The organism is Bradyrhizobium sp. 33ap4, assembly GCF_032654765.1.
In the GTDB taxonomy this organism is placed as follows: Bacteria; Pseudomonadota; Alphaproteobacteria; order Rhizobiales; family Xanthobacteraceae; genus Bradyrhizobium; species Bradyrhizobium australafricanum.
On the sequence record NZ_JAUMTJ010000003.1, the window covers coordinates 31,529 to 44,244 of the forward strand.

At 65.1% G+C, this 12,716-nt stretch carries 11 protein-coding genes; all 11 read left to right on the forward strand.

Features of this window, described 5'->3' with window-relative positions:
* The first annotated feature begins 2 nt into the window (after nucleotides 1-2).
* Nucleotides 3-494 carry a hypothetical protein gene (locus Q2M23_RS03055; protein WP_143270708.1) on the forward strand — a complete coding sequence of 164 codons (492 nt, stop codon included), beginning with the start codon at nucleotides 3-5 and terminating at the stop codon, nucleotides 492-494.
* A 7-nt stretch (nucleotides 495-501) separates the two neighbouring features.
* On the forward strand, nucleotides 502-2,577 hold the full coding sequence (gene nuoG / locus Q2M23_RS03060) for an NADH-quinone oxidoreductase subunit NuoG (protein ID WP_316394153.1): 2,076 nt from the start codon (nucleotides 502-504) through the stop codon (nucleotides 2,575-2,577).
* A gap of 10 nt (nucleotides 2,578-2,587) precedes the next feature.
* Nucleotides 2,588-3,658, forward strand: coding sequence for an NADH-quinone oxidoreductase subunit NuoH (gene nuoH, locus Q2M23_RS03065; protein WP_018271855.1), 1,071 nt, complete (start codon nucleotides 2,588-2,590; stop codon nucleotides 3,656-3,658).
* Between the two features lie 7 nt (nucleotides 3,659-3,665).
* Nucleotides 3,666-4,160, forward strand: a complete 495-nt coding sequence (gene nuoI, locus Q2M23_RS03070) for an NADH-quinone oxidoreductase subunit NuoI (protein ID WP_018271854.1) — start codon at nucleotides 3,666-3,668, stop codon at nucleotides 4,158-4,160.
* 9 nt (nucleotides 4,161-4,169) lie between these two features.
* Nucleotides 4,170-4,808: an NADH-quinone oxidoreductase subunit J gene (locus Q2M23_RS03075; protein WP_028333975.1), complete on the forward strand. Its 639-nt coding sequence runs from the start codon at nucleotides 4,170-4,172 to the stop codon at nucleotides 4,806-4,808.
* Complete coding sequence (gene nuoK, locus Q2M23_RS03080; RefSeq protein ID WP_016841823.1) at nucleotides 4,805-5,113, forward strand: NADH-quinone oxidoreductase subunit NuoK; 309 nt, start codon at nucleotides 4,805-4,807, stop codon at nucleotides 5,111-5,113. The genes Q2M23_RS03075 and nuoK overlap by 4 nt, the downstream gene beginning before the upstream one ends.
* An 8-nt stretch (nucleotides 5,114-5,121) precedes the next feature.
* On the forward strand, nucleotides 5,122-7,194 hold the full coding sequence (gene nuoL / locus Q2M23_RS03085; protein WP_076825360.1) for an NADH-quinone oxidoreductase subunit L: 2,073 nt from the start codon (nucleotides 5,122-5,124) through the stop codon (nucleotides 7,192-7,194).
* Nucleotides 7,195-8,709, forward strand: coding sequence for an NADH-quinone oxidoreductase subunit M (locus tag Q2M23_RS03090; RefSeq protein WP_016841819.1), 1,515 nt, complete (start codon nucleotides 7,195-7,197; stop codon nucleotides 8,707-8,709). It abuts the gene before it with no gap.
* Between the two features lie 10 nt (nucleotides 8,710-8,719).
* On the forward strand, nucleotides 8,720-10,156 hold the full coding sequence (gene nuoN, locus Q2M23_RS03095) for an NADH-quinone oxidoreductase subunit NuoN (protein ID WP_057016475.1): 1,437 nt from the start codon (nucleotides 8,720-8,722) through the stop codon (nucleotides 10,154-10,156).
* Nucleotides 10,157-10,217: 61 nt separating this feature from the next.
* Nucleotides 10,218-11,024: a biotin--[acetyl-CoA-carboxylase] ligase gene (locus Q2M23_RS03100; protein ID WP_076825413.1), complete on the forward strand. Its 807-nt coding sequence runs from the start codon at nucleotides 10,218-10,220 to the stop codon at nucleotides 11,022-11,024.
* Complete coding sequence (locus Q2M23_RS03105) at nucleotides 11,024-12,694, forward strand: ribonuclease J (protein ID WP_316394163.1); 1,671 nt, start codon at nucleotides 11,024-11,026, stop codon at nucleotides 12,692-12,694. The genes Q2M23_RS03100 and Q2M23_RS03105 overlap by 1 nt, the downstream gene beginning before the upstream one ends.
* The last annotated feature ends 22 nt before the right edge of the window (nucleotides 12,695-12,716 follow it).

The window sequence follows — 12,716 nt, forward strand, 5'->3', positions numbered from 1 at the left end:
TGGTGATGACGCAACAGGCCGCATGGTGGCAGAAGTACGGGACGCTTGCGCAGATGGCGCAGGCGACCGTGGCGCTGCTCGGCTTTGTTGCAATCCTGCTGCAGATCAACGAAATCCGTACCTCGAACCGTGCTTCCAGCGCGCGTTCGGCGTTTCTCGGCTACACCGATCTCGCATTCCAGAATCCGAAATTCGCTCAGCCGGACTACGAGACCATCAAGGCCGCCGGTCGCGAAGAGCGGTCCCAATATGAGAGTTTTGTCTCGTATTTCCTCTATGCCTGCGAGGAGACCTTTGCCGCCTTCGCGGATAAGCGCGAATGGCAGGCATCGTGTGACTACGACCTGAAACCGCATCTGCCGTTCCTCTGCGAGAAGAACCAGGCGCAGCCTGCCTATCTCGCGACCTACGGCGCCGACACCCAGCAATGGGTGAAGACCTCATTGAAAACCGCGAGCGTCGCACCGCCCGACTGCAAGCTCGGAAAGACTTGAGACAGACATGAGCAAGATCATCGTCGATGGCAAAGAGATCGATGTGCCGCCGGAGTACACGCTGCTGCAGGCATGCGAGGCGGCCGGCGCAGAGATTCCGCGCTTCTGCTATCACGAGCGGCTGTCGATCGCCGGCAATTGCCGGATGTGCCTGGTCGAGGTGAAGGGCGGCCCGAAGCCGGTCGCGAGCTGCGCCTGGGCCGTGCGCGACTGCCGGCCGGGCCCGAAGGGCGAGCCGCCGGAAATCTCGACCCGTTCGCCGATGGTGAAGAAGGCGCGCGAAGGCGTGATGGAGTTCCTGCTGATCAACCATCCGCTGGACTGCCCGATCTGCGACCAGGGCGGCGAGTGCGATCTGCAGGACCAGGCGATGGGCTACGGCGTCGACACCAGCCGTTTCGCCGAGAACAAGCGCGCGGTCGAGGACAAGTATCTCGGCGCGCTGGTCAAGACCTCGATGAACCGCTGCATCCAGTGCACGCGCTGCGTCCGCTTCTCCGCCGAAGTCTGCGGCGCGCCGGAAATGGGCGCGACCGGCCGCGGCGAGGACATGGAGATCACCACCTATCTCGAGCAGGCGCTGAGCTCGGAGCTGCAGGGCAACCTCGTCGATATCTGCCCGGTCGGCGCGCTGACCTCGAAGCCCTACGCCTTCGCGGCGCGGCCCTGGGAGCTCGGCAAGACCCAGTCGGTCGACGTCATGGACGGCGTGGGATCTGCGATCCGCGTCGACACCCGCGGCCGCGAGGTGATGCGCATCCTACCGCGCATCAACGAGGCGGTGAACGAGGAGTGGATCTCCGACAAGACCCGCCACATCGTCGACGGCCTGCGTACGCAGCGCCTCGACCGGCCCTATGTGCGCGAGAACGGCCAGCTCCGGCCGGCGACCTGGCAGGAAGCCTTCGCCGCCATCGCTGCCAAGGCCAGCCGCAGCGACGGCAAGCGGATCGGCGCGATCGCCGGCGATCTGGCCGCGGTCGACGAAATGTATGCGCTGAAGGAAATGCTCGCGAAGTTCGGCTCGGTCAATCTCGCCGTGCAGGGCGGCGATGCGTTCGACGCCAAGGCCGGCCGCGGCTCCTACATCTTCAATCCGACCATTGCCGGCATCGACCAGGCCGACGCGATCCTGATCATCGGCTCGCATCCGCGCAAGGAAGCCGCGGTGCTGAACGCGCGGATCCGCAAGCGCTGGCGCACCGGCGGGCTCAAGGTCGGCATGATCGGCGCCAAGGCCGATTTCACCTATGACCATGAGTATCTCGGTGCGGGTACTGACACGCTGGCCGATCTCGTGGCGGGCAAGCACTCCTTTGCCGACGTGCTGAAGAATGCGCAGCACCCGATCATCCTGGTCGGCGCCGGCGCCTACACCAGGCATGACGGCGCTGCGGTGCTGGCGCAGGCCGCCAAGCTCGCCGTTAATGTCGGCGCGCTGAAGGACGGCTGGAACGGCTTTGCCGTGTTGCAGGATACCGCCTCGCGCGCCGGCGCGCTCGATATCGGCTTCTCGCCGGCGGCTGGTGGCCTGACCTCAGCGCAGATGACGACCTTCGGCACGCTCGACGTGCTGTTCCTGCTCGGCGCCGACGAGATCAAGGTGCCGGACGGTACCTTCGTGGTCTATATCGGCACCCATGGCGACCAGGGCGCGCATCGCGCCGACGTCATCCTGCCGGGCGCGGCCTATACCGAGAAGTCCGGCATCTACGTCAACACCGAAGGCCGGGCGCAGATCGCCAACCGCGCCGCATTCCCGCCGGGCGAGGCCCGCGAGGACTGGGCGATCATCCGCGCGCTGTCCGACGTGCTCGGCAAGAAGCTGCCGTTCGACTCGCTGCAGGCGCTGCGCCAGGCTATGTTCAAGGCCTACCCGCATCTGATGCGGCTCGACCAGATCGAGGCCGGCAAGCCCGACGACGTCAAGGCGCTGGCAGGCAAGGGCGGCAGCGTCGACAAGGCGGCATTCAAGCCGACCGTCGAGGACTTCTATCTGACCAACCCGATCGCGCGGGCCTCTGCCGTGATGGCGGAGTGCTCGCGGCTGGCGTCGGGCCGAATGCTGACGGCAGCGGAGTGAGCGTGACCTGATGGCTGAATTCTTCGCAAGCTCGTTCTGGACCGGCTTCCTCTGGCCGCTGATCATCATGGTCGCGGAGAGCCTGTTGCTGCTGGTCGTGCTCCTGATCGCGATCGCCTACATCCTGCTCGCCGACCGCAAGATCTGGGCGGCGGTGCAGATCCGCCGCGGCCCCAACGTGGTCGGGCCGTTCGGATTGCTGCAATCCTTCGCCGACCTCCTGAAATTCGTGCTGAAGGAGCCGGTGATTCCGTCCGGCTCCAACAAGGGCGTGTTCCTGCTCGCGCCGCTGGTGTCGTGCATCCTGGCGCTGGCCGCCTGGGCGGTGATCCCGTTCGATCTCGGCTGGGTGATCTCCGACATCAATGTCGGCGTTCTCTACATCTTCGCGATCTCGTCGCTGTCGATCTACGGCATCATCATGGCCGGCTGGTCGTCGAACTCGAAATATCCGTTCCTGGCCGCGCTGCGCTCGGCGGCGCAGATGGTGTCCTACGAGGTCTCGATCGGCTTCGTCATCATCACCGTGCTGCTCTGCGTCGGCTCGCTGAACCTGTCGGCTGTGGTCGAGGCGCAGAACACCCGCGGGCTTGCGCACCTGATCGGCCTGCCGCAGCTCACTATCCTGAACTGGTATGTGTGGCCGCTGTTCCCGATGTTCGTCGTGTTCTACGTCTCGGCGCTGGCCGAAACCAATCGTCCGCCGTTCGATCTAGTCGAGGCCGAATCCGAGTTGGTCGCCGGCTTCATGACCGAATACGGCTCGACCCCGTATCTTTTGTTCATGCTCGGCGAGTATGTCGCGATCACCACGATGTGCGCGCTGGCGTCGATCCTGTTCCTGGGCGGCTGGCTGCCGCCGGTCAATCTGCCGCCGTTCACCTGGATTCCGGGCATCGTCTGGTTCGCCCTGAAGGTGTTCTTCATGTTCTTCATGTTCGCGATGGCGAAGGCGATCGTGCCGCGCTACCGCTACGATCAACTGATGCGGCTCGGCTGGAAGGTGTTCCTGCCGCTGTCGCTGGCGATGGTGGTGATCGTGGCCGGCGTGCTGCAGTTCGCCGGCATCGCGCCGAAGTGAGGCCGTCATGAGTGTCAATGTCAACGCAACCGCCCGCTCGCTTCTGCTGTCGGAATTCGTCTCGGCGTTCTTCCTCGCGATGCGCTATTTCTTCCAGCCGAAGCCGACGCTGAACTATCCCTTCGAGAAGGGCCCGATCTCGCCGCGCTTCCGCGGCGAGCACGCGCTGCGCCGCTATCCGAACGGCGAGGAACGCTGCATCGCCTGCAAGCTGTGCGAGGCGATCTGCCCGGCGCAGGCGATCACGATCGAGGCCGGCCCGCGCCGCAACGACGGCACCCGCCGCACGGTGCGGTACGACATCGACATGGTGAAGTGCATCTATTGCGGCCTGTGCCAGGAGGCATGCCCGGTGGACGCCATCGTCGAGGGACCGAATTTCGAATTCGCGACCGAGACCCGCGAGGAACTGTACTATGACAAGGCCAAGCTGCTCGCCAATGGCGACCGCTGGGAGCGCGAGATCGCGAAGTCGATCGCGCTCGACGCGCCATACCGGTGAGGTGAGGGCATGATCCTTCCGGCGCTGTTCTTCTACCTGTTTGCTGCGGCCTGCGTGGCCTCGGCGGTGATGGTGATTGTCTCGCGCAATCCCGTGCACTCCGTGCTGTTCCTGATCCTGGCCTTCGTCAACGCGGCCGGGCTGTTCATCCTGATGGGCGCCGAGTTCCTCGGGATGATGCTGATCGTGGTCTATGTCGGCGCGGTCGCGGTGCTGTTCCTGTTCGTGATCATGATGCTCGACGTCGACTTCGTCGAGCTACGCGAGGGCTTCATCCAGTATCTGCCGATTGGCATCGTGATCGGCGGCATCTTCATGTTCGAGCTGCTGCTCGTCGTCGGCGCCTGGGTGATCAACCCGGCCGTGACCAAGACGATCACCGCGGCGATCCCGACCAATGTCAGCAACACCGAGGCGCTCGGCCTCGTGCTCTATACGAAGTACATCCATTACTTCCAGCTCGCCGGCATGGTGTTGCTGGTCGCGATGATCGGCGCCATCGTGCTGACGCTGCGCCACAAGGCCAAGGTCAAGCGGCAGAACATCAACGTGCAGAACGCGCGCACGCCCGAGATGGCGATGGCGATGCGCAAGGTGGCGTCGGGGCAGGGCCTGCAGGATGCCGACGCGGCGGAGTGGGTGAAATGACGATCGGGCTCGGACACTATCTCGCGGTCGCCGCGATCCTGTTCACGCTCGGGATCCTCGGCATCTTCCTCAACCGCAAGAACATCATCGTCATCCTGATGTCGATCGAGCTGATCCTGCTGTCGGTCAACATCAACCTGGTGGCGTTCTCGACCTTCCTCGGCGACATCGTCGGCCAGGTGTTCGCGCTCTTGGTGCTGACGGTGGCCGCCGCCGAGGCTGCGATCGGTCTCGCCGTGCTGGTGGTGTATTTCCGCAACCGCGGTTCGATCGCGGTTGAAGACGTCAATCTGATGAAGGGCTAGGCGCAGTTATGGTTCAGGCAATCGTATTCCTGCCTCTGCTGGGCGCCATCCTCGCAGGCATTATCTCGCTGGTCGGTGCCCATGCGCGCTGCCCGAGCGGCGATACCGTCGACCATCACGACGATGCGCATGGCGACGCCCATGCCTCCGCGGCCCATGACGATCACGGCCATGATGACCATGGCCATGACGATCACCATGTCTCCGAGCCGGCGGCCGCCGGCTCGCGCCTTGCCGAGCTGATCACCACGGGCCTCTTGTTCGTGTCGGCGGCGCTGTCGTGGTTCACGCTGGTCGATGTCGGCTTCATGCACCATGACGCGCGCGTCGTGCTGCTGCCCTGGATCAACTCGGGCGACCTGCAGGTGGCCTGGACGCTGCGGGTCGACACCCTGACCGCGGTGATGCTGGTCGTGGTCAACACGGTGTCCGCGCTCGTCCACCTCTATTCCATCGGCTACATGGACGAGGATCCGAACCGGCCGCGCTTCTTCGGCTATCTCTCGCTGTTCACCTTCGCGATGTTGATGCTGGTGACGTCGGACAACCTCGTTCAGCTGTTCTTCGGCTGGGAGGGCGTCGGCCTCGCGAGCTACTTGCTGATCGGGTTCTGGTACCAGAAGCCGTCGGCCAATGCCGCGGCGATCAAGGCCTTCGTGGTCAACCGCGTCGGCGACTTCGGCTTCGCGCTCGGCATCTTCGCGATCTACGCGCTGGTCGGCTCGACCGATTTCGAGACCATCTTCCATGCCGCGCCCGGTCTGACCGGCAAGACCATCAACTTCTTCGGCTGGCAGGCCGACGCGCTGACCTTGACCTGCCTGTTGCTGTTCATGGGCGCGATGGGCAAGTCGGCCCAGTTCCTGCTGCACACCTGGTTGCCGGACGCGATGGAAGGTCCGACCCCGGTGTCGGCACTGATCCATGCCGCGACCATGGTCACCGCCGGCGTGTTCATGGTGGCGCGGCTGTCGCCGCTGTTCGAGCTGTCGCCGACCGCGCAGGCGGTGGTGATGTTCTTCGGCGCGACCACGGCGTTCTTCGCCGCCACGATCGGCCTCGTGCAGAACGACATCAAGCGCATCGTCGCGTATTCGACCTGTTCGCAGCTCGGCTACATGTTCGTGGCGATGGGAGCGGGGGCCTATTCGGTCGGCATGTTCCATTTGTTCACGCACGCCTTCTTCAAGGCGCTGCTGTTCTTAGGGTCAGGCTCGGTGATCTACGCGATGCATCACGAGCAGGACATCCGCAACATGGGCGGCCTGTGGCGCAAGATCCCGTACACCTTCGCGGTGATGTGCATTGGCACCCTGGCGCTGACCGGCTTCCCGCTGTTCGCCGGCTACTTCTCCAAGGACGCGATCATCGAGGCGGCCTATGCGGCGCATAATCCGTTCGCGACCTACGCCTATCTCTTGACCATCGTGGCCGCCGGCCTGACCTCGTTCTACTCCTGGCGCCTGATCTTCAAGACGTTCTTCGGCGAGCCGCACGACCAGAAGCACTACGACGCGGCGCATGAGAGCCCGGTGTGGATGCTGGTGCCGATCGGCGTGCTCGCCGCCGGCTCGATCCTGGCGGGCCTGCCGTTCAAGGAGCTGTTCGTCAACCCGCACGGCGTGGAAGAGTTCTTCCGCGAGTCCGTGAAGATGAACCCGCACATCCTCGAGGACATGGAGCACATGCCGGGCTGGCTTGCGCCGCTGCCCACCGTGATGATGGCGCTCGGCCTGTTCATCTCGTATCTGTTCTACATCCGCAGGCCGTACCTACCGGTCGAGCTCGCGCAGCAGCAGCCGATGCTGTACCAGTTCCTGCTCAACAAATGGTACTTCGACGAGCTGTACGACTGGATCTTCGTGCGCCCGGCGAAGTGGCTCGGCTACACGCTGTGGAAGAAGGGCGACGGCTTCATCATCGACGGCTTCGGTCCCGATGGCGTCTCCGCCCGCGTGCTCGACGTCACCCGCAACGTCGTGAAATTGCAGACCGGCTACCTCTATCACTACGCATTCGCGATGCTGATCGGGGCCGCCGGATTGATCACCTGGTTCATGTTCGGCTTGGGAGGCCAGTAGATGACAACCTGGCCCATCCTTTCGGTCACGACCTTCCTGCCGGCGGTCGGTGCGATCCTGGTCTATCTGCTGGCGCGGGGCGGTGACGAGACCGCGAGCCGCACGGCGCGCTGGATCGCGCTGTGGACCACGCTGATCACCTTCGCGATCTCGCTGATCCTGGTGGCGCGCTTCGATCCGGCCTCGACCGACTTCCAGTTTGTCGAGAAGGCGTCCTGGCTCGCCACCGGCATCACCTATCACATGGGCGTCGACGGCATCTCGCTGCCGCTGATCATCCTGACCACCGCGATCATGCCGCTCTGCATCATCGCGAGCTGGAAGTCGGTGACGCAGCGCGTCGGCGAATACATGATGGCGTTTCTGATCCTGGAAACGCTGATGGTCGGCACCTTCTCGGCGCTCGACCTCGTGCTGTTCTATTTGTTCTTCGAGGGCGGCCTGATCCCGATGTTCCTGATCATCGGCGTCTGGGGCGGCCCGCGCCGGGTCTATGCGTCGTTCAAGTTCTTCCTCTACACCTTCCTCGGCTCGGTCCTGATGCTGCTCGCCATCATGGCGCTGTACTGGAACGCCGGCACGACCGACATCCCGACCCTGATGCACACCGCGGTGCCGCGGTCGATGCAGACCTGGGCATGGCTGGCCTTCTTCGCCTCGTTCGCGGTGAAGATGCCGATGTGGCCGGTGCACACCTGGCTGCCCGACGCGCACGTCGAGGCGCCGACGGCGGGCTCGGTGATCCTGGCCGCGATCCTGCTGAAGATGGGCGGCTACGGCTTCCTGCGCTTCTCGCTGCCGATGTTTCCGCTGGCCTCGCACGACTTCGCGCCGTTCGTGTTCGTGCTGTCCGTCATTGCCATCATCTACACCTCGCTGGTGGCGATGATGCAGGAGGACATGAAGAAGCTGATCGCGTATTCTTCCGTCGCGCATATGGGCTTCGTCACCATGGGCATCTTCGCGGTGACCACGCAGGGCGTCGCCGGCGGCATGTTCCAGATGGTCTCGCACGGCATCGTCTCCGGCGCGCTGTTCCTTTGCGTCGGCGTCGTCTACGACCGCATGCACACCCGCGAGATCGCGGCCTATGGCGGTCTCGTCAACCGGATGCCGCTCTACGCGCTGACCTTCATGGTCTTCACCATGGCCAATGTCGGTCTGCCGGGCACCAGCGGATTCGTCGGCGAGTTCATGACGCTGCTCGGCACCTTCAAGATCTCGCTGCCGACGGCGTTCTTCGCCACCACCGGCGTGATCCTGTCGGCCTGCTACGCGCTCTGGCTCTACCGCAAGGTGGTGTTCGGGGCGCTGGTCAAGCCGTCGCTGATGTCGATCAAGGATCTCACCTTCCGCGAATGCGTGACGCTGTTCCCGCTGATCGCACTGACCATCCTGTTCGGCGTCTATCCGAAGCCGGTGCTCGACATGTCGGCGGCCTCGGTGCAGCAGCTCGTCAACAATTACCAAACCGCCGTGACTGCCGTGAAGGCAGCCGCGCTGACCGTCCAGTAAGGCCCTCGTCATGAGCTTTTCCAGTGCAGGTTATCAGTTGCAGCCGGTGCTGCCGGAGCTGGTGCTCGCGGTCGGCGCCATGGTGCTGTTGATGATCGGAGCCTATCGCGGGCAGGGGACGACGCGGCTCGTCACGGCGCTGGCGATCTGTCTCCTGGTGCTGACCGGCGTGCTGGAGCTTTGGTTGCCGGCCGGCAAGCTCGTGACCTTCGGCGGCAGCTTCATCGTCGATGATTTCGCGCGCTTCCTGAAGGTCCTCGCGCTGATCGCCTCGGCGGCAACCCTGATCCTGTCGACGGAGTACCTGTCACAGCCGTCGAGCCGCAACTTCGAGTTCTCGATCCTGGTGCTGCTGTCGACGCTCGGCATGATGGTGCTGATCTCGGCCGGCGACCTGATCTCGCTCTATCTCGGCCTCGAGCTGATGAGCCTTGCGCTCTACGTCGTCGCCGCCAGCCAGCGCGACAACGCCAAGTCGAGCGAGGCGGGCCTGAAGTATTTCGTGCTCGGGGCGCTGTCGTCGGGCATGCTGCTCTACGGCGCCTCGCTGATCTACGGCTTCACCGGCACCGTCAGCTTCGCCGGCATCGCGGCCGCCGCGACGACCGGCAGCATCGGCATCGTGTTCGGCCTGGTGTTCCTGCTCGCCGGCCTCTGCTTCAAGGTGTCGGCGGTGCCGTTCCACATGTGGACGCCCGACGTCTATGAGGGCGCGCCGACGCCGGTGACGGCGTTCTTCGCGTCCGCCCCGAAGGTCGCGGCGCTCGCGGTGTTCACCCGCGCGACGCTGACCGCGTTCCCGGGCATCGTCACCCAGTGGCAGCAGATCCTGGTGTTCGTGGCGATCGCCTCGATGGCGCTGGGCTCGTTTGCCGCGATCGGCCAGACCAACATCAAGCGGCTGATGGCCTATTCCTCGATCGGCCATATGGGCTTTGCGCTGGTCGGCCTCGCTTCCGGCACGGTCGAGGGCGCCCAGGGCGTCCTGATCTACATCACGATCTACGTCGCGATGACGCTCGGTTCCTTCAGCATCATCCTGGCGATGAAGCGCAATGGCCAGGCGCTGGAGCAGATCAGCGATTTCGCCGGCCTCTCCCGCACCAACCCGCTGCTCGCCTTCATCTTCGCGATGCTGCTGTTCTCGCTGGCCGGCGTGCCGCCGCTCGCCGGGTTCTTCGGCAAATGGTACGTGTTCGTCGCCGCGATCAAGGCCAATCTGTTCACGCTCGCCGTGATCGGCGTGCTGACCAGCGTGGTGGGTGCGTTCTACTATCTGTCGATCGTCAAGGTGATGTATTTCGACCAGCCGCTCGGCAAGCTCGACCCGGTCCGCGTCGAGCTGCGCACCGTGCTGGCGGTCGCCGGCATCTTCAATATCTTCTACTTCGCCTATCCGGGCCCGCTGGTGAGTGTGGCCACGGCGGCGGCAAAATCGCTATTTTGACGCGTGCGGTTCCGAAATCGGGATGCTGGCTTTCGGAACCAATCATGCGCATAACGCTGACATGACCTTCACGCTCGGGCCCCGGGCCATAGCGGCGGGCTATCGGCTCGCCGCCTTCGATCAGATCGGCTCGACCAATGCCGAGGCGATGCTGCGCGCCCGCGGCGGCGAGCGGGGGCCGATGTGGTTCGTGACGCCCGAACAGACCGCGGGCCGCGGGCGGCGGCAGCGGGTCTGGGTCGCGCCGCGCGGCAATCTCGCCAGCACGATCCTCGAGGTGACGGACGTCCAGCCGGCAGTCGCCGCTACCCTCGGCTTCGCCGCCGGGCTGTCGCTCGAAGCTGCGCTGCGGAAGGTCAGCATCGAGGCGGCGCTGCGGCTCGGGCCGGACAGCCCGAAGTTCACCCTGAAATGGCCGAACGACGTGCTGGCCAACGGCAGGAAGCTCTCGGGCATCCTGCTTGAGGCCGAAGCCATCGGGAGCCGGCTGGCGGTCGTCGTCGGCATCGGCACCAATGTCGTCGCAGCACCAGAGGGGACGCCGACGCCGGCCGTATCGCTCGCGGCGCTCGGCATCCAGATCGGGGCGGAGGAGCTGTTTGCCGCGCTGTCGGACGCCTGGGTCGAGTTTCGCGGCATCTGGGACGACGGCCGCGGCTTCCCCGAGATCCGCAGGCTGTGGCTGGAGCGCGCGGCCGGGCTCGGCGAGAAGGTCGCGGTCCAGACCGGCTCGGCGACCCTTGAGGGCACGTTCGACACCATCGATGATACCGGCTGCCTGATCGTCCGCACTGCTGATGGCGAGCGCCTGCCCGTGACCGCCGGCGAGGTCTATTTCGGCACCGCAGCCTCGGTGAGGGCGAACTGATGGCGCGTCCGGACGAGCTCACCTTTGCGCCGCTCGGCGGCGTCGGCGAGATCGGCATGAACCTGTCGATCTACGGCCTCGGCAACCGCCACCAGCGGTCCTTCCTCGCGGTCGATCTCGGCGTCTCCTTCGGCGACGAGGAGCATCTGCCGGGCATCGACCTGATCATGCCCGACGTCCGCTTCCTCGAGAAGGAGCGCAACAATCTGGTGGGCCTCGTGCTGACGCACGCCCATGAGGATCATTTCGGTGCCATCATCGATCTTTGGCCGAAGCTCGGCTGCAAGATCTACGCGACGCAATTCAGCGCGGCGCTGTTCGAGGCCAAATGCGCCGCCGAGCGCAACCCGCCAAAAATCCCGGTCACGGTGATCCCGTCGGGCGGGCGAGTCGATATCGGTCCGTTCAATGTCGAGTTCATCCCGGTCGCGCATTCGATTCCGGAATCGCACGCGCTGGCGATCAAGACCGATCTCGGCACCGTGCTGCATACCGGCGACTGGAAGATCGATCCGACCCCGATCATCGGCCAGCCGACCGACGAGCGGCGGCTGCGCGAGCTCGGCGATGAAGGCGTGCTGGCGCTGGTCGGCGATTCCACCAATGCGGTGCGCGACGGGCGCTCGCCGTCGGAGACCGAGGTCGCCGCCACAATCAAGAAGCTGGTCAAGGCGGCCAAGGGCCGGGTCGCGGTCACGACCTTCGCCTCCAATGTCGCCCGGGTGCGGGCGGTGGCGGACGCCGCCAACGCCGCCGACCGCGAGGTCGTCGTGGTCGGCCGTGCCATGGAGCGCGTGGTGCAGGTGGCGCGCGAATGCGGCTATCTCGATGGCTCGCATAAATTCCGCAGCGCCGACTATTACGGCCATTTCCCGGCCGACAGGGTGCTGGCGCTGTGCACCGGCAGCCAGGGCGAGCCGCGTGCGGCGCTGGCGCGGATCGCCAATGACGACCATCCGCAGGTCACCCTGAACAAGGGCGACACCGTGATCTTCTCCTCCCGCACCATTCCCGGCAACGAGAAGGCGGTCGGCTCGATCATCAACAACCTCGTCATGCAGGGCGTCGAGATCATCACCGACCGCGAGCATCTGGTGCACGTCTCCGGCCACCCGCGCCGCGACGAGCTGCGCGACATGATCTCCTGGGTGCGGCCGCAACTGCTGATCCCCGTCCATGGCGAGGCGCTGCATCTCGCCGAACACGCCAAGCTGGCGCGCGCCGCCGGCGTGCCCAAGGTCCTGACCTGCCGCAACGGCGACCTCGTCAAGCTCGGGCCCGGCGCGCCCGGCATCATCGGCGAGGTGCCGGCGGGGCGGCTCTACAAGGACGGAACCATCCTGGAGGACGCCAAGTCGCGCGCTGTGGTGGAGCGGCGGCGGATGGGCTTTGCCGGCTGCGCCTTCGTCGCCATCGCCATGACCGAGCAGGGCGAGCTCGTCGACGATCCCGAGGTTGATCTGGTCGGCATGCCGGAGAACAATGCGGCGGGCGAACTGCTCGACGACATCGTGTTCGATGTGGTGGTATCGACGATCGAGGGCCTGCCGAAGCCGCGGCGGCGCGATCCGGACGCGCTGGGGGAATCGGTGCGGCGCGCGGTGCGGGCGGCGCTGAACGAGCAATGGGGCAAGAAGCCGATCTGCGTCGTGCACGTTCTGACGGTTTGAGCCTAAGCATGATCCGGAAGAG